The organism is Streptomyces daqingensis (assembly GCF_014645895.1).
GTDB lineage: Bacteria > Actinomycetota > Actinomycetes > Streptomycetales > Streptomycetaceae > Streptomyces > Streptomyces daqingensis.
Genome location: NZ_BMMP01000008.1, coordinates 278222 through 295321 on the forward strand (window position 1 = coordinate 278222; position 17100 = coordinate 295321).

Consider the following 17100-nt stretch of genomic DNA (forward strand, 5'->3'; position numbering starts at 1 on the left):
CCTAGCCCAGCCGGGGCTTGATCTGCTCGGTGAAGAAGGTCTGCTTCTGCTCCGCCGTGAGGTGGCAGGCCGCGCCGCGCCCCGGGGGGAGCACGGGCCGGTCGGCGGTGCAGGAGTGGTCGCCCGCGACGTGGTTCACGTACTCGCAGCGGGGGTTGAAGGGGCAGCCGGGCGGCGGGGCGAGGAGGCTCGGCGGTGTTCCCTTGATGGGGACGAGCTCCTCGTTGACGTCGCCGGTCAGCCTCGGCATGGACGTCAGCAGGCCCCACGTGTAGGGGTGCCGCGGCTGGCGCAGCACCTCCTTGACGCTTCCCCGCTCGACGGCCCGGCCGCCGTACATCACCAGGATGTCGTCGGCCACGTTGGCGATGACGCCCAGGTCGTGCGTGATGAAGATGATCGCCGAACCGAACTCCTGCTGGAGGTCCTTGAGCAGGTCGAGGATCTGCGCCTGGACGGTCACGTCCAGCGCCGTCGTCGGCTCGTCCGCGATCAGGAGGTCCGGGTTGCACACGAGCGCCATGGCGATCATCGCGCGCTGCCGCATGCCGCCGCTGAACTGGTGCGGGTAGTCGTTGACGCGGAGCTTGGCGTTGGGGATGCCGACCTTGTCCAGCATCTCGATCGCCCGCAGGTGCGCCTCACGCTTCGAGGCGCCGGTGTGCTTGCGGTACGGCTCGGAGATCTGCCGTCCCACCGTGTAGTACGGCGAGAGCGCCGTCAGCGGGTCCTGGAAGATCATCGCCATCTTGTTGCCGCGCAGCGACTCCAGGGTCTTCTCCCGGGCGCCGGTCAGCTCCTGCCCGTCCAGCAGGATCTCGCCGGAGACGGCGGTCTTCCGCGGGTTGTGCAGGCCGAGGATGGAGAGGTTGGTGACCGACTTTCCGGAGCCGGACTCGCCCACGATCCCCAGGGTGCGGCCGCGCTCCAGGTCGAAGGAGAGGCCGTCGACGGCCTTGACGGTGCCGCCCTCGGTGTCGAAGTGGACGTAGAGGTCGCGCACGGACAGGAACGCACCGGAGGCGCCCGCGTCACGCGGAGCCGGGACGTCCGCTTCCTTGGTCAGGGTGTTCACAGCGGTACTCCTAGGCCAGCCGCACGCGCGGGTCGATGAACGCGTACGCGGCGTCCACGAGGACGTTGAACAGGACGATGAAGGTCGCCGAGAAGAGCATCACGCCCATCACCATGGGCAGGTCGGTCTGCTCCACCGATTCGACCGCGAGCTTCCCGAGCCCCGGCAGCGAGAACGTCCACTCGGTGATCATCGCGCCGCCGAGCAGGGACCCGAGGTCCACGCCGAAGATCGTGACGATCGGGATGAGCGAACCGCGCCAGGCGTAGCGGAAGAAGACGAACTTGCCCGACATGCCCTTGGCCCTGGCCGTGCGGACGTGGTCCTCGGCCAGCTGCTCGATCATCGAGGAACGGGAAAGACGCGTGTAGTTCGCGGTGAAGATGATCTGGATGACCATCCAGGGGATGAGCAGCCCCATGAACCAGCCGGCCGGATCCTCGGAGAGCGGTACGTACTTGGGCTGGTCGAGGAGACCGAGGTTGAAGACGAGCAGCGCCATCACCAGGGGCCCGACGAAGTAGATCTGCATCGAGCTGAGCACGAGGGAGGCGGTGCTGAAGACCTTGTCGGCGAGCGTGCCGCGCTTCCAGGCGGCGATCATGCCGGCGCCGAGACCGATGGTGAGGAAGACGACGGCTCCGCCGAGGGACAGCGAGACCGTGGTCGGGAAGCGGTCCAGGATGGTGTCCCAGACGGGGTCCGAGCTCGCGAAGGAGTAGCCGAAGCACGGGGCGGGGCACGAGCCCTGGGCGAAGTCGCGTCCGGTGACGATGCCGGACATGAATTCCCAGTACTGCACAGGCACGGGCTTGTCGATGCCCATGTTCTTGCGGATGACTTCCAGCGCGTCCGGCGTGCAGTTCTTACCGCAGGCGAGCATCGCCGGGTCTCGCGGTATCGCGTAGAAGAGGAAGAACGTGACCGCGCTGATGACCAGCAGGATCACGATCGCGCCGAGCAGCCGGCGGCTGAAGAAACGTAGCATGACGGAACGCAGCTCTCGTGGGCAGCGGAATCGTGGACGGGGCGACGGGCCGGTGGTGCCCGCCCCCTGGGGAAGACCCCCGGGGGGACCCCAGTGGGGCGGGCACCACCTAAGGCGCGAGCAACAGCGCTGTGTGTGCTGTTACTTCTTGATGTACAGCTGGGTCGGGTCGATGCCGCTGATGACGTCGTTCAGGACGGCACCGCCAACCTTCGAACCGTGCAGCTGAATCTGCTTGTAGTACATCAGCGGGACGTCGGGCAGGTCCTCCTTGAGGATGCTGTCCGCGAGCTTGCCCCACTCCTTGGCCGCCTGGTCCGCGTCAGTGATCTTGGAGATGCGGTCCATCTCCTTGTTCATCTGCGGGTTGTCGTAGTGCGAGTAGTTCGACGCACCGTCCTGCACCTGACGACCGTCCAGCGTGGGCGGGATGACCGTCGAAGCGCTCGGCCAGTCAGCACCCCACGAGGAGTGGTACATGTCGTACTTGTTCTTGACCTTGCCGATCTGGTCGTAGTACGTGTCGCTGACGATGTCCTTGAGCTGGACGTCGAACCCGGCCTTGGACAGGTTGTCCTTCGCCGCGATCGAGAACTCCTGCCACTCGGGCGAGTTCTGGAAGGCGAAGGTCAGCTTCATACCGGTCTTGCCGGCTTCCTTCAGCGTCTTCTTGGCCTTCTTGACGTCGCCCTGCGGGTTCTTGATCTTCCCGTAGGGGTCGGCGCCGGTGTGGCCCGCGACGGTCGGGCTGAGGTAGCTGCCGCCGAGCTCGCCGCCGCCGGAACCGCCGAACGCCTGCATCAGCGACTTCGCGGGGAGGGCGTAGGCGATCGCCTCACGGACCTTCTTGTCCTTCAGGCGGTCCATGTTGAAGGAGATCTTGCCGACGTAGGGCTGGTAGCCCGACAGCGAGCGCTTCTTCACGTCCGGGTTCGAGCGCACCTCCTGCATGCTGGAGGCGTCGACCTGGTTGCTGTAGCTGACCGCCGTCTGGTTCTCGGCACTGTCCGAGGCGAGCCGCTTGGTGGAGGCCTCGTAGGAGACACCGAACTGGATGTCGTGCGAGTCCGGGTAGGCGTGACGCACCGCGTCCGTCTTGGCGTCCCAGTGCTCGTTGCGCACCAGCTTCATACTCTTGCCGGACTTGAAGGACTCGATCCTGTACGGACCCGAAGCCACCGGCTTCTTGTCGTACTTCTCCTTCGTGTCGCCCTTCTCCTGGACCGCGGCGTATCCCGCCATGCCCAGCGCGTAGGGAAGGTCAGGCTGCGGGTCCTTGAAGTGGAAGACGATCGTCTTGTCGTCCGGGGTCTCGAGGACCTTCTTGGGCAGGTGGTCACCCTTGTAGGGGCCGTCCGGCAGGAGCTTGCGGTAGTCCGTGCCGCTCTTGCCCGCCAGCCACTGCTGGATGAAGACCGGGCCCTCCGAGACGAACGGCGCGAACTGCCGCTCGAAGGTGTGCCGGATGTCCTTGGACGTGATCGGGGAGCCGTCCTCCCACTTGACCCCGTCCTTGAGCTCGTACTTCCAGGTCCGGTCGCCGTTGGACGACTGGCCGCTGTCCTTGGCGAGGTCGCCGACGACTATGTACTTGCCGCTGTTGTCGCGCTTGTAGGTGGTCAGGCGACGGTGGATGAGGGTCGACATCGAGCCCTCGTCGCTGACGTACATCTGCGCGGGGTCGAGGTGGGCGAAGCTGTCCCGCTGGTAGACGGTGAGCTTGCCGCCCTTCTTCGCGCCCTTCACGGCCTCCGCGGGCCCCGTCGAGTCCTGCTCGTCGCCGAACTCGTACTTGACCTGCTGCTTGGCGGCGTCTTCCTTGCTGACGCCCCCGTCGTCGCCGCCACCGCCGCTGCTGCATCCGGTGAGGATGAGCGCGCCTGCGGCGAGCCCGACGACGGAGACGCGCGCCGTACGCATCCTGAATCTGCTCATGGTGGTGGTAGCACCTGCCTGTCGGTTGTCCGTTGCTGCCTGACTGATGCGGTGCCGGGGTGGCAGCGCCCCCCTCTTCTCGGTCGTCAACGTCCCGATTTCGGGTCGAAGGCGTCCCTGACCGAGTCCCCGAGCAGGTTGAACGCGACGATGAAGATCACCATCGCGACGCCGGGGAAGATCATGTAAGTGATGTCGCTCTGGTACACCTCGGCACCCGTGGCGAACATGCGGCCCCAGTCGGGCGTGGAGGCCGGCATGCCCACTCCGAGGAAGGAGAGACCCGCGACGGCGGTGACGAAGTTGGGAAGCATGTAGGTCGACTGCACCAGGATGGGCGTGACCACGTTCGGGAGCAGTTCCTTGCGGATGATCCGCCAGGGCGGGGTGCCGGCGACCTTGGCCGCTTCGACGAACTCCCTCTCGCGCAGGGTCAGTACCTGACCGCGCAGGAGCCTCGCCAGCGTCATCCAGCCGAGCAGCCACATCACGAAGATCAGGACGGCGGCCCGCAGCCCGGTCGGCATCTCGTCCTGGGGGTCGACCATCAGCGCGCCGATGACGGGGACGAAGGCGACGAAGAACAGCTGGCTCGGGAACGACATCATGAGGTCGGTGAGCCGGCCTAGGAGGTAGTCCGTCTTGCCGCCGAGATAGCCGCCCGCGACACCGATCACGATGGCCAGCAGCACCGACAGGAGCGCGATCACCACGGCCAGCGAGAGGGAGGTGCGCATCCCGTAGACGAGCTGCATGAACACGTCGCGGCCCAGGCCCGGTTCGAGACCGAACCAGTGCTCGGCGTCGATGCCGCCGTTGGGCTTGATCGGGTAGCCGTTGTCGTTGAGGAGGCCCTCTTTGAGCTGCCCGTAGCGCGTCCACGGATCCTTGCCGTACAGCCAGGAGATCACCGGCGCGAGGGCGGCGACGGCGAACATCGAGAGAACGACGAACGCCGATATGACGCCTGTGCGGTCTCGCTTGAACCGCATCCACATCAGTTGGCCGGGGGACCGGCCCACCTGCTGGTCTTTGCTGCCTTCTCGGCCGACCGGCTCGGTGGTCAGGCCGACGCCGTCGGGATCTGGGGTCTCTGCCCCGGCGATCGCGGCCTGGGATGGACTTGTCATCGTGATTGCGCCCCCGCGCTCGTCATCTATGCGGATAGATCCGACTGTTGGCCGGCTGGCATCGGGTGCCATGGGTTGAGGAGACTTTGCAAGTGAATAACTGCTCAGTCAAGGGGTACCGGCGGCAGCATGTGGACCCCGAGCGCATAGTGAGCGAAGGTTTTGCAGATTGAGGTCAGCGCGTGCTTGACGGCCTCCGCACCTAATAGACATATGGTCATAAGCGCTCCTGAAACGCTTTAACACGGCCGCAACTCAGTTGACGCCGCACCGATATACGAACCCGCCACCCTGAACTTCGTACGGCCCGTGCGGGTGCCGTAGACCGGGCCGGAGCCGCGCCGCCCCGGCCCGGTCGCCGTGACCAACGGCAGTAGGCTTGTCCGATGCTGTGCCGAATCCGCCGCCTCGGTTGCGGCCGAAGAGCGGTGCGGCGCACGGACGTCCGTACCGCGGGGGGCGGCACATGAGTCGGTTCGCGACATTGAGACCCGGTGCGCACAGAACGGGCGCCGCACTGCTGGCGGCGCTCGCCGGGCTCGACCTCGTCTGGATCGTCCGCGACTTCAGCAAGGCAGCAGACGTCACCGACGCCTGGTGGATGTGGTCCGGTCTGCTCTTCCGCGCCCAGGACGGTATCTGGACCAGCTCGTTCGTGGAGCCGACACTGCTGGTTCTTTACACCGTCTGCGCAGTCACCGCCCTTCTCTCCTCGGCGACCGCGGGCGTCCTCCTCTCGGCGGGCGCGCTGACGGTCCTGCTGCGCGTCCCCACCCTGTGGAACCTGAACGCCGGCTGGGTGCAGGGCGGCGTCTCGGACGGGCTGCGCACACAGGTCCTGATCAGCGACATCGCCATGCTGGTGCTCGGAGTGGCGCTGATCGTCACCGTGTTCGCCGGCCGCCGCTCCGGTGCCCGCGCCGGAGACGGCCCGCCCTCCGCCGGCGGCCGCCACGACGTGCCCGCGCGTCCCACGCCCGCGGGCGGCCTCGCCGCGTCGGTGCTGCTGGGCGCGGTGGCCGCGGTGCTCGTCGCCTGGGAGATCCGCGCATGGGCGGAGCAGGGCTGGGGCCCGTACTGGGAGCACTTCACCGGTGACGGCACGCTCGTCACGCTCCTCGCCGTACCCGAGAGCTGGTACGGATGGTCGCTCGCGCTGCTGGCATCCGCCGGCGCGGCCGCCGCGTACCGGGGCTCGCCGTTCGCCCGCCCGCTGGGCATGACGGTCTGCGCCCCGCTGCTCGGACTCGGGCTGTTCCGCCTGTCGTTCGCGGCCAAGGCGGGCCTGCTGGAGAGCATCGGAACCCTCGGCCTGCGCGACCGCCTGTCGATGGCCACGTCCCTGTTCGAGGTCCTCGTCTCGCTGGCCGTGCTGGCCGCCCTCGCCGGCCGCGGCGAAGAGGCCCCGGGAACCGCGCCTCAGCCGGGGACGATCCGCTCCTTCTCCTCGGCGTAGTGGCAGGCCGACGGATGGTGCGCCGGCCCCTCGGCATGCCGTAGGACCGCGGGGACCTGAAGCACCGGCTCCTCCTGCGCGCAGCGGTCCGCAGCCCTCCAGCACCGCGTGCGGAACCGGCAGCCCGACGGCGGGTTCGCCGGGGACGGCACGTCGCCCTCCAGCACGATGCGTGTGCGCCGCTCCCCTGCCGAGGGGTCCGGTACGGGCACCGCCGAGAGCAGGGCCTGGGTGTACGGGTGCGTGGGGTGCTCGTAGATCTCGCGCTCCGTGCCGATCTCGACGATCTTGCCGAGGTACATGACGCCGACGCGGTCGGAGATGTGCCGCACCACTGAGAGGTCGTGCGCGATGAAGACGTAGGACAGGCCGAACTCGTCCTGCAGCCGCTCCATCAGGTTCACGACCTGCGCCTGCACGGAGACGTCCAGGGCGGAGACCGGCTCGTCCGCCACGATGACCTCCGGGCGCAGCGCCAGGCCCCGGGCGATGCCGATGCGCTGCCGCTGCCCGCCGCTGAACTGGTGCGGATAACGGTTCACGTACTCGGGGTTGAGGCCGACGACGTCCAGCAGCTCCTGCACCCGCCTGCGGCGCTCGCCGCGGGGTGCCGCCTCGGGGTGGATGTCGAAGGGCTCGCCCACGATGTCGCCCACCGTCATACGGGGGTTGAGCGACGTGTAGGGGTCCTGGAAGACCATCTGGATGTTGCGGCGTACCGCCTTGAGGGCGCGCCCGGACAGGCGTGTGACGTCCTCGCCCTTGTAGAGGATGCTCCCGGCGGTCGGGGTCTCCAGGCTCGTGACGAGCTTCGCGACAGTCGACTTCCCGCAGCCGGACTCCCCCACGAGGCCGAGCGTCTCGCCGCGCCGCAGGTCGAACGAGACGCCGTCGACGGCCTTCACCGCGCCCACCTGCCGTTTGACGACGACGCCCTGGGTGAGCGGGAAGTGCCGGACCAGGTCGCGGACTTCGAGGATCGCCTCACGCGGCGCGTGCGGCGCCGGCGGCTCCTTCTCCGGCAGTACGCCCAGACCCTCGCCGTCCTGGGGCCGCGCCGTCCCGTCCAGGCTGTCACTCTGCATCGAGCAGCTCCTCCCAGAAGTGGCAGGCACTCGCCCTGCCCCGGCCCACCTCGTACAGCGGCGGCTCGTCCGCGTGGCAGAGGGGACGCGCCACGGGGCAGCGCGGGTGGAAGCCGCACCCCGGCGGGATGCGCAGCAGGCTCGGCGGCAGCCCCTTCACCGCGTCGAGTTGCTGCCCCTTCTGGTCGAGGCGCGGGATCGAGTCGAGGAGGCCCTTCGTGTAGGGGTGCGCGGGCGCCCGGTAGAGCTCGCGGACGGGGGCGGACTCCACGACGCGTCCGGCGTACATCACGACGATCTCGTCCGCCACGTCCGCGACGACACCGAGGTCGTGGGTGATGAGGATCAGGCCCATCCGGAACTCACGCTGCAGATCGGCCAGCAGCTCCATCACCTGGGCCTGGACGGTGACGTCCAGGGCGGTGGTGGGCTCGTCCGCGATGATGAGCCGGGGCTCCAGCGCAAGCGCCATGGCGATCATGATGCGCTGCCGCATGCCGCCGCTGAACTGGTGCGGGTAGTCGTCGACACGCGTCCGCGCGGCGGGGATCCGCACCCGTTCCATCAGTTCGACGGCCCGCTCCCTCGCCTCCTTGCGCGAACTGCCGCGGTGCACGCGGAACATCTCGCCGAGCTGGTAGCCCACGCTGAGGACGGGATTGAGCGCCGACAGCGCGTCCTGGAAGATCATCGCCATGCGCGCCCCGCGCACCGAGCGGCGTTCCTCCTCCCGCAGCGCGAGGAGGTCGCGTCCCTCGAAGAGGATCCGGCCGCCTGTGACCCGCCCCGGCGGCGTGTCGAGGATCCCCATCACCGCCTGCGCCGTCACGGACTTGCCCGAGCCGGACTCGCCGAGGACCGCCAGCGTCTCGCCTTCCGCGACGTCGAGACTGACGCCGTTGACGGCCTTCGCCACACCTTCACGGGTGCGGAACTCCACGTGCAGGTCCCGTACCTCCAGCAGCCGTTCCGGCCCGGACGGCGAAGGCGGCACCGGCTGCGTCTGGGTCTGTGTCACGTACGCCTCCCTCAGCGCAGCTTGGGGTCGAGGGCGTCGCGCACCGCGTCGCCGAGCATGATGAACGCCAGGACGGTCAGGCTGAGCGCCGCCGCGGGATAGAGCAGGATGTGCGGCGCGTTCCGGAACTGCATCCCCTGCGAGGCGTCCGAGATGTCGGCGCCCCACGAGACGGTGGGGGGCTGCAGGCCGACGCCGAGATAGCTGAGGGTCGCCTCCAGGGCGATGTAGGTGCCCAGCGCGATCGTCGCGGTGACGATCACCGGGGCGACGGCGTTCGGGAGGATGTGCCGGACCAGCATCCTGGCGTTGCCGGCCCCCAGCGCGCGAGCGGCCTGCACGTAGTCGTTCTGCTTCGCGGAGATGACGGAGCCGCGGGCGATGCGCGCGATCTGCGGCCACCCCAGCAGCACGATGAACGCGATGACCGTCCACACCGAGCGGCTCCCGGTCATGGAGAGGAAGACCAGCCCGCCCAGCATGATCGGGATGCCGAAGAAGACGTCCGTCACGCGCGAGAGGAGCGCGTCCCACCAGCCCCCGAAGAAGCCGGCGAGCCCGCCGAGCACCGAGCCGGCGACCGCCACGCCCAGCGTCGCGCACACGCCGACGGTCACGGACGTGCGGGCGCCGTAGACGACGCGGGTGTAGACGTCGCAGCCCTGGGTGTCGTAGCCGAACCAGTGGCCCGGCGAGGCCGGGTCGAGGGACTTGTTCAGCTGGCAGGACAGCGGGTTGCGGGTCGCGATCAGCCCGGGCCAGACCGAGATGAGGACCAGGAAGAGGATCAGCAGCGCGGAGACGACGAAGACCGGGTTGCGGCGCAGGTCGTGCCAGGCGTCCGACCAGAGGCTGCGCGCCTGGCCGCTCGGCCCCGGCTCCGTGCCGGGCGGGGCCGCCGGGCCGGGTGCCTGCTCGCCGGGGGCGGCGAGGCCGGCGGCCGCGCCCGTCCCCCCGCCGCCGCCCGCCGCCGCGGCCGTCGGGCTCCCGGCGGGGGGCTCGTCGGCGGCGGACGGGCTCTCCGGTGCGCGTTCAACCATGCGGCACCCCCTCGGGCGACGTCTCGGCGGTACGGGGCGGCGCGGACTCCGCGCCTGGGCTGCCCGGGCGCATGGCGGCGCCGGCGGGCTCGGGCTCACGCATAGCGGATCCTCGGGTCGAGCACGGCGTAGAGGAGGTCGACGATCAGGTTCGCGAGCAGGAAGACGATGACGAGGATGGTCACGAAGCCGACCACCGTCGGGGAGTTCTGCCGCACGATGCCCTGCCAGAGCTGGAAGCCGACCCCCTGGATGTTGAAGATCCGCTCCGTGACCAGTGCGCCCGCCATGAGGTTGCCGACGTCCGTGCCGAGGAAGGTCACCACGGGGATCAGCGAGTTGCGCAGCAGGTGCCGCACCGTCACGCGCGAGCGGGGCAGCCCCTTGGCGAGCGCGGTGCGTACGTAGTCCGCGCGGGAGTTCTCGCTGATGGACGCGCGGGTCAGCCGCGTCACGTACGCCAGCGACAGCAGGGCCAGGACCACACCCGGCAGCAGCAGTTCGCCGACCGGCGCCGCGGGGGAGACGGCCGGCGCGATCCATCCCCACTTCACCCCCAGCACGTACTGCACGAGCGTGCCGGTCACGAACGTGGGGACCGAGATCACGATGAGCGTCATCATCAGCACGGAGCTGTCGACGGGCCTGCCGCGGCGCAGGCCCGTGACGACGCCGAGGGCGATGCCGAAGATGATCTCGATGACGATCGCGATGAGGGCGAGCCGCAGCGTGACCGGGAACGCGGTGCTCATCAGCTGGGTGACGGGCTGTCCGTTGAACGCGTTTCCGAAGTCACCTGTGAAGATGTCCGCCATGTAGAGCAGGTACTGCTGCCACACCGGCTTGTCGAGGTTGAATTCGGCGCGCAACTGGGCGGCCGTGGCCGGGTCGGGCGCCCGCTCGCCGAACATCGCGTTGACCGGGTCGCCGACCGCGTACACCATCACGAAGATGAGGAAGGTGGTCCCGGCGAACACCGGGACCATCTGGAGCAGTCGCCTGACGACGTAGCGCCCCACCGCCGTTCACGCCCTCACTTGACTCTGATGTCGGTGAACACGGGCACGGAGAACGGATTCAGCCGCACGTCGCTCACTCTGTCCGAGTAGCCGGCGTTCCCGTCCTGGTACCAGAGGGGAATGGCGGGGAGGTCCTCCAGCACGATCTGCTCGGCCTCCTGGAACTTCTTCACCGCCTCCTGCTCGCCGGATTCGTTGGCCTGGTCGATGAGGCTGTCGACGCGCTTGTCGGAGTATCCGGTGTCGTTGGACGAGGCGCCGGTGTAGTACAGCGGCTGCAGGAAGTTCTGGATGAGCGGGTAGTCCATCTGCCAGCCGGTGCGGAAGAGGCTCTTCAGCTTCTTGTCCGCGATGTCCTTTCGGAATTCCCCGAACGTCGGGACGGGATTGACGCTGCACGCGTCACTCTTGTCGAGGACGTTGTTGATGCTGTTGCACACGGCGTCCATCCACTGCCGGTGCGAGCCGGTGTCGACGTTCGAGGTGATGCTGATCTTCCCGCCCGGCAGGCCGCCCGCTTCCTCGATCAGCTTCTTCGCCTTCTTCGGGTCGTACGTGCAGGTCTTCCCGCACATTCCGGGCTTGTACCCGCCGGACTTCTTGATGACGGGAGAGGTCAGTTCCGAGGCCGGCTTGCGGGTGCCGTGGTAGATCTTCCGCGCCACCTCGTCACGGTTGATCGCCATCGACAGTCCGCGCCGCACCTGCTTGGCCTTCTCCGTCTGCCACTCCTTCTTGTAGAGGGGGAAGGAGAGGGTCTGCAGAAGTCCCGCGGGCTGGTTGATGTAGCGGCCGTCGAGGTCTCTTTCCGCGTTCTTCAGCTGCCCTGCGGGAAGCTCGTCGAAGACGTCGAGGTTGCCTGCCTGGAGGTCGGTGTAACCGGTGTTCTGGTCGGTGTAGACCTTCAGCTCGACGCCCTTGTTCTTCGGCTTGTCGGGACCCGCGTACTTCTCGTTCACCGAAAGGCGCATCGACTGGCCCTGGGTGTACGAATCGATCTTGTACGGGCCGTTGCCGATGGGCTTCTTCAGCCATGCGGCGTGGTCGGTGAAGAATTTCTCCGGAAGCGGCGAGAACGCCGCGTATCCCAGGGTGTCCGGCCAGAGGGAGAACTTCTGGTTCAGCTTCACCTTGAAGGAGTGCTTTCCCGTCACCTTCAGTCCGGACATCTTCTGCGCCTTGGGCTTGGCGTTCTCGTCCTCGGGGTGCACGTCGTCGTAGCCGTCGATGTACTCGAAGAAGTACGAGTTCACCTGCTTGTTGGTGACGAGCGCACCGTAGTTCCAGGCGTCGACGAAGGATTTCGCCGTCACCGGCGATCCGTCGGAGAACTTCCAGCCCTTCTTCAGCCGGATGTCGAAGTTCTGCTGGTCGTCGGTCTTGACCGACTCGGCCACGGCGTTTTCCGCCTTGCCGGTGTCCGGGTTGTACCGCTTGAGCCCCCGGAAGGTCATCTCCAGGACCTTGCCGCCCTGGACCTCGTTGGTGTTGGACGGCTCCAGCGGGTTCTGCGGGTCGGTCCAGAAGGCACGCACGACACCGGCCGACGATCCGGCGGCAGCGCCCCCACCTCCTCCCCCGCCGCACCCGGCAGCCGCCAGGGTGACCGCCGTCGCACAGCCGACTGCCCACGTGAGACGCGTGGCTCCGCGCATGGGGTGCCTCCTCGGTACCGCAGAATCTTGCCTTGCGGACCAATTAACACCCTTTGCGCACTTTCATCTCGGCGTCGCCCGGGGGCCGTACGCGTGACCACCGCCCGGAATCCCCCCGCGCGGCACGGGATTTCGGGCCTCCGGACACGACGAAGCCCCCCGCAAACCGCGGCCCCCCGTTCGTCCGGGAGGGTTATCCGGAGGAGCGAGGGGCCGTGGGAGCCGTTCCCGGCGGAGTGCCGCGGCGGGACGGCCGGTTCAGCGCTCGGGTGGCGACCGGTTCAGCGCTTGGCGCGGGCAGCCGCCCGGGACCGTGCCTTCTGGTCGAGCTCGACCTTGCGGATGCGCACGGTGTCGGGGGTGACCTCGATGCACTCGTCCTCGCGGCAGAACTCCAGCGACTGCTCAAGCGAGAGCTTCCGCGGCGGTACGAGGTTCTCCGTGGTGTCGGCCGCGGCCGCGCGCATGTTGGTGAGCTTCTTCTCCTTGGTGATGTTCACGTCCATGTCGTCGGCGCGCGAGTTCTCGCCGACGATCATGCCCTCGTACACCTCGGTGCCCGGCTCGATGAAGATCGTCCCGCGCTCCTGGAGGTTCATCATGGCGAACGGCGTCGCCGAGCCCGGACGGTCCGCCACGAGCGACCCGCTCCGCCTCGTGCGCAGCTCCCCGAACCACGGCTCGTGGCCCTCGAAGATGCTGTGCGCGATGCCGGTGCCGCGGGTCTCCGTCAGGAACTCCGTACGGAACCCGATGAGGCCCCTGGCAGGAACGATCCACTCCATGCGGATCCAGCCCGAGCCGTGGTTCGTCATCGTCTCCATGCGCCCCTTGCGCGTCGCCATCAGCTGGGTGATGGCGCCCATGTACTCCTCGGGGGCGTCGATCGTCATCCGCTCGACCGGCTCGTGCAGCTTGCCGTCGATCTCCCGCGTGACGACCTCCGGCTTTCCGACGGTCAGCTCGAAGCCTTCCCGGCGCATGGTCTCCACGAGGATGGCGAGCGCCAGCTCACCGCGGCCCTGCACCTCCCAGGCGTCGGGGCGCTCCGTCGGCAGGACGCGCAGCGAGACGTTGCCGATCAGCTCGCGCTCCAGGCGGTCCTTCACGAGGCGGGCGGTCACCTTGTGGCCCTTGCCGCCCTTGCCGACGAGCGGCGAGTTGTTGGTGCCGATCGTCATGGAGATCGCCGGCTCGTCGACGGTGATGAGCGGCAGCGCGACGGGGTTCTCCGGATCGGCCAGCGTCTCCCCGATCATGATGTCGGGGATGCCGGCGACGGCGCAGATGTCGCCCGGCCCGGCCTCCTCGGCGGGCTTGCGGGTCAGCGCGTCCGTCATCATCAGTTCGGTGATGCGGACGTTCTGCTCGCTGCCGTCGCGCTTGAGCCAGCTGACGGTCTGGCCCTTCTTCAGCGTGCCGTTCTTCACGCGCAGCAGCGCGATGCGGCCGAGGAAGTTGTCGGCGTCGAGGTTGGTGACGTGCGCCTGGAGCGGGGCGTCCTGCTCGTACGTGGGCGCGGGGACCGTCTCCAGCAGCGTGGTGAAGAAGGGCTCCAGGCTGTCGCTGTCGGCCGGGACGGTGCCGTCCTCGGGCTGCGTCAGCGAGGCGACGCCGTCGCGTGCACACGCGTAGACGATCGGGAACTCGATCTGCTCCTCGTCCGCGTCGAGGTCGAGGAAGAGGTCGTAGGTGTCGTCCACGACGGCGGCGATACGGGCGTCCGAGCGGTCCGTCTTGTTGATGCAGAGGATCACCGGGAGCCGCGCCTCGAGCGCCTTGCGGAGCACGAACCGGGTCTGCGGGAGCGGGCCCTCCGAGGCGTCCACCAGCAGCACGACGGCGTCCACCATCGACAGTCCGCGCTCGACCTCGCCGCCGAAGTCGGCGTGGCCGGGGGTGTCGATGATGTTGATGACGACCGAGTCGCCGCCCTTGGGGTGGTACTTGACCGCGGTGTTCTTCGCGAGAATGGTGATGCCCTTCTCGCGCTCGAGGTCGTTCGAGTCCATCATGCGGTCGTCGACGGATTCGAGCTGGTGCGCGGCGAACGTACCGGCCTGCTTGAGCATGGCGTCGACGAGGGTGGTCTTCCCGTGGTCGACGTGGGCGACGATGGCGACGTTGCGGATGTCATGGCGCGTGGGCATGGCTGGCTGCGCTTCTCCCGGATCGTGGGTGGGGCGCGGTGCGTAGGTGCCTCTCACGCGCCCTGCCGGGCAGATCTCGCCGCGGCTCCGCCGTCCATCGTAAGGGCCGACCCACGTTCGGCCTATTTCAGGCCTCGCCGCGGTCTCCGGGGGCGCCTCGCCAGGGCCCCCGGAGGCCGGAGCGCGCTACTGCTTCTCGTAGCCGATGTCCTGGTACCGCGGCGTCTCGAATCCGAAGGCGCCCGCGTTCGCGATCTTCTCCCGGGCGGCGACGAGCTGCGGGCGCTGGTACAGGGGCACGGAGCCCGCCGCGGCCCAGATCCGGGCGTCGGCACGCTTGATGAGGTCGTTGCGGGCGCCGTCGTCCAGCTCCTTCGACGCCTGGTCGAAGAGCTGGTCGATCTGGTTCGTCCCTACTCGCGTGTAGTTCTGCTCCACGAGCAGCGAGCCGTCGGCCGCCGCCGCGGGCTTGGCGTAGATGGGACGCGCGTCCGTGGCGGGGTAGGCGGTCCCTGGCCACGAGTAGAGCGCCAGGTCGTAGTCGCCCTCCGCGATGTGGTTGGCGAAGTAGTCCTCGTCGGCGACCTTCTTCATCTGCGTGCGGATGCCGATGCGGGTCAGTTCGCGGGCGATGCGCGCCCCGGTGGCCCTGATGGACTCCGAGCCGGGGCCCGCCGGGAGGACGAAGCGCAGCGTGAGCGGCTTGCCCTCCTTGGTGCGCTGCGTCTTCGCGCCGCCGTCGGACAGCAGCCGCAGCTCGTCCGCGTTCGCACGCGCCCGCGTGGCGTCTTTCAGCGCGGCACGCGCCTTGCGGATCCCGCGCTCCGAGCCGCTCTCCTTCGCGCTGCGCAGCTTGACGCGCGCCGCCTGCGTCAGCACGGAGGCCCGCTGCCCGGCCGTGACGGACGAGAGATTGAGGGGCTGCCCGGCGAGGCGGGCAGCCACGGCGGCGGTGACGGGCGCGAGCCCGGGCGCGCCCGCGGCACGGTTCTGCGGGCCGCCGCCGGCGTCGTCCTGGCTGTCCTTGTCCTCACCGTCGTCGCGGCCGGCCTTCTCGCCCCCGCCCTTGTCCTCGTCCCGCTTGCCGTCGTCGGCCTTCTTCGCGTCCGCGTCCGCCGTGGGACGCGACCCCGTTGAGCCGTCCTCCCAGCCGGCCTCGGCGAGCAGCGACTGCGCCGACTCCACATCCTGGTCGCCGAGGGCGTCGCTGTTGTCGGCGTATCCGTCCTGGTCGATCATCCGCAGGTGGCTGCCGAGCGCCTTGACCGGCAGCCCGGTCCCGCGAAGCGCCTTCTCCGCGAGGGCTTCGCGGTCGATGGCGCGGGCGACGGCACGCCGCACCCGCTCGTCCGCGAGCGGGCCCTCGGCCCCGTTGAGGGCGAGCTGGGTGTAGGCGGGCTCGAAGGCGTGGCGTACCGCGATGTGGCGCAGGTACCGGTCCTGGGCCGCGCGCTTGCGCGCCTCTTTCTTGGACGAGGCCGCGTGCTTGCCGTCGCCGCGCTCGCCGTCGCGCTTGGACTCGCTCTTCGCGTCCTCTCCGCCGGCCTGGCCCTTGTGGGCGGAGACGATGCGGCGGAGCGTCGAGACGTCGATCTCGGCGAGGTCCAGCTTTCCGCGTGCCAGCGCGGACTTCCGCTCGTCGCGCGGCACGACGCGCAGCACGATCCGCTTCAGCTTGGCGGTGTCGCCCCACCACTTGCCGTTGCGCACGAGCGTGACGGAGGTGTCGTTCCTGCTGATCCGTTTGACCTTGAACGGCCCCGCCGACACGGGCAGCGAGGACCGGGCGCCCCGCTTGAAACCCTTGGCGCTCCCCATCACCGACTTCGGGTAGAGCGGCGTGAAGAGCGACTTCCAGTCGGCGTAGGGCTTGCGGAAGACGACCTTCACCTCGTGGGCGTCCTTCCCCCTGGTCACCTGCTTGATCCGGTCGTATCCCGCGTTGCGGGCCGCACCGAAGGAGTTCTTCTCGCCGCCCAGGGCCTTCCACTGCGCCTTGAAGTCGGCCACGCCGATCCGGCGTCCGCTGCTCCACCGCGCCTCGGGGTTCAGCTTGTAGACGACCGTCTGCCGGGGTTCCTTCTCCGTGACGTCGGCCGCCTGCAGGAAGTCGGTGTTGAGCTGGGGGCGCGCCGCCGGGTCGAGCGTGAAGAGGGAGGGCAGCACGGCTCCCGTGACGCGTTCCGTGCTGGCGTCGGCGGAGGGCTGGAACGCGTTGAGCGTCGGGGGCAGCGTGTCGACGGCCCAGCGCAGCGTCCCCCCGGAGGCGACCTGCTCGCGGTCCAGGTGCGGGACGTCCCTGGAGGCACCGCTCCCGCCGCCCTCCGACGACGGGCCGTCCTCTCCGGACGTGCACGCGGCCAGCGGGAGCAGCGCGCCGGCCATGAGGATGGCGAGGGATCGCCGGGTGGCTGTGTCGAGGGCTGGCACGGCTTTCATGGCTGACCTCCGAGGCTGACCGCGGACGGGCTGTCCGTACACGCCCTGCCTGCGCGGACACGTTCGGCGGCATAGGCGTTTCATCACATCTATCGACCACTGAAGGCGAG

At 68.8% G+C, this 17100-nt stretch carries 12 protein-coding genes; 1 reads left to right on the top strand and 11 read right to left on the bottom strand.

The window, feature by feature from the left end; translation table 11 throughout:
- Position 1: 1 nt before the first annotated feature.
- The 4 genes from IEY56_RS14355 to IEY56_RS14370 all read right to left on the bottom strand — a co-directional run bounded on the left by IEY56_RS14355 (position 2) and on the right by IEY56_RS14370 (position 5128).
- Positions 2 to 1075, bottom strand: a complete 1074-nt coding sequence (locus IEY56_RS14355) for an ABC transporter ATP-binding protein (protein ID WP_189037544.1) — start codon at positions 1073 to 1075, stop codon at positions 2 to 4.
- 10 nt (positions 1076 to 1085) lie between these two features.
- Positions 1086 to 2063, bottom strand: coding sequence for an ABC transporter permease (locus IEY56_RS14360; protein WP_045862803.1), 978 nt, complete (start codon positions 2061 to 2063; stop codon positions 1086 to 1088).
- Between the two features lie 141 nt (positions 2064 to 2204).
- Positions 2205 to 3998 carry an ABC transporter substrate-binding protein gene (locus IEY56_RS14365; protein WP_189037545.1) on the bottom strand — a complete coding sequence of 598 codons (1794 nt, stop codon included), beginning with the start codon at positions 3996 to 3998 and terminating at the stop codon, positions 2205 to 2207.
- 86 nt (positions 3999 to 4084) lie between these two features.
- Positions 4085 to 5128, bottom strand: coding sequence for an ABC transporter permease (locus tag IEY56_RS14370; protein ID WP_074467702.1), 1044 nt, complete (start codon positions 5126 to 5128; stop codon positions 4085 to 4087).
- 466 nt (positions 5129 to 5594) lie between these two features.
- Between IEY56_RS14370 and IEY56_RS14375 the strand changes: the two genes are divergently transcribed.
- Positions 5595 to 6584 (top strand): hypothetical protein, encoded by a 990-nt coding sequence (locus tag IEY56_RS14375; RefSeq protein WP_189037546.1) that lies wholly within the window; start codon positions 5595 to 5597, stop codon positions 6582 to 6584.
- Here IEY56_RS14375 and IEY56_RS14380 read toward each other — a convergent pair.
- From IEY56_RS14380 to IEY56_RS14410, 7 genes are all read right to left on the bottom strand, one after another.
- The gene (locus IEY56_RS14380) at positions 6548 to 7669 is read right to left on the bottom strand and encodes an ABC transporter ATP-binding protein (protein ID WP_189037547.1); all 1122 of its coding nucleotides are present in this window, start codon (positions 7667 to 7669) and stop codon (positions 6548 to 6550) included. The two genes, IEY56_RS14375 and IEY56_RS14380, sit on opposite strands and share 37 nt — an antisense overlap.
- Complete coding sequence (locus IEY56_RS14385) at positions 7659 to 8687, bottom strand: ABC transporter ATP-binding protein (RefSeq protein WP_229711881.1); 1029 nt, start codon at positions 8685 to 8687, stop codon at positions 7659 to 7661. Before IEY56_RS14385 ends, IEY56_RS14380 begins: the two co-directional genes overlap by 11 nt.
- An 11-nt stretch (positions 8688 to 8698) precedes the next feature.
- Positions 8699 to 9727 (bottom strand): ABC transporter permease, encoded by a 1029-nt coding sequence (locus IEY56_RS14390; RefSeq protein WP_189037548.1) that lies wholly within the window; start codon positions 9725 to 9727, stop codon positions 8699 to 8701.
- 95 nt (positions 9728 to 9822) lie between these two features.
- A complete protein-coding gene (locus tag IEY56_RS14395; protein ID WP_189037549.1) occupies positions 9823 to 10746 on the bottom strand; it encodes an ABC transporter permease in 924 nt (307 codons plus the stop codon).
- A 14-nt stretch (positions 10747 to 10760) separates the two neighbouring features.
- Complete coding sequence (locus IEY56_RS14400; RefSeq protein WP_189037550.1) at positions 10761 to 12401, bottom strand: peptide ABC transporter substrate-binding protein; 1641 nt, start codon at positions 12399 to 12401, stop codon at positions 10761 to 10763.
- Between the two features lie 281 nt (positions 12402 to 12682).
- Positions 12683 to 14551 carry a translational GTPase TypA gene (typA, locus tag IEY56_RS14405; RefSeq protein ID WP_189037551.1) on the bottom strand — a complete coding sequence of 623 codons (1869 nt, stop codon included), beginning with the start codon at positions 14549 to 14551 and terminating at the stop codon, positions 12683 to 12685.
- Between the two features lie 186 nt (positions 14552 to 14737).
- The gene (locus IEY56_RS14410; protein WP_229711882.1) at positions 14738 to 16990 is read right to left on the bottom strand and encodes an ABC transporter family substrate-binding protein; all 2253 of its coding nucleotides are present in this window, start codon (positions 16988 to 16990) and stop codon (positions 14738 to 14740) included.
- Positions 16991 to 17100 lie beyond the last annotated feature (110 nt).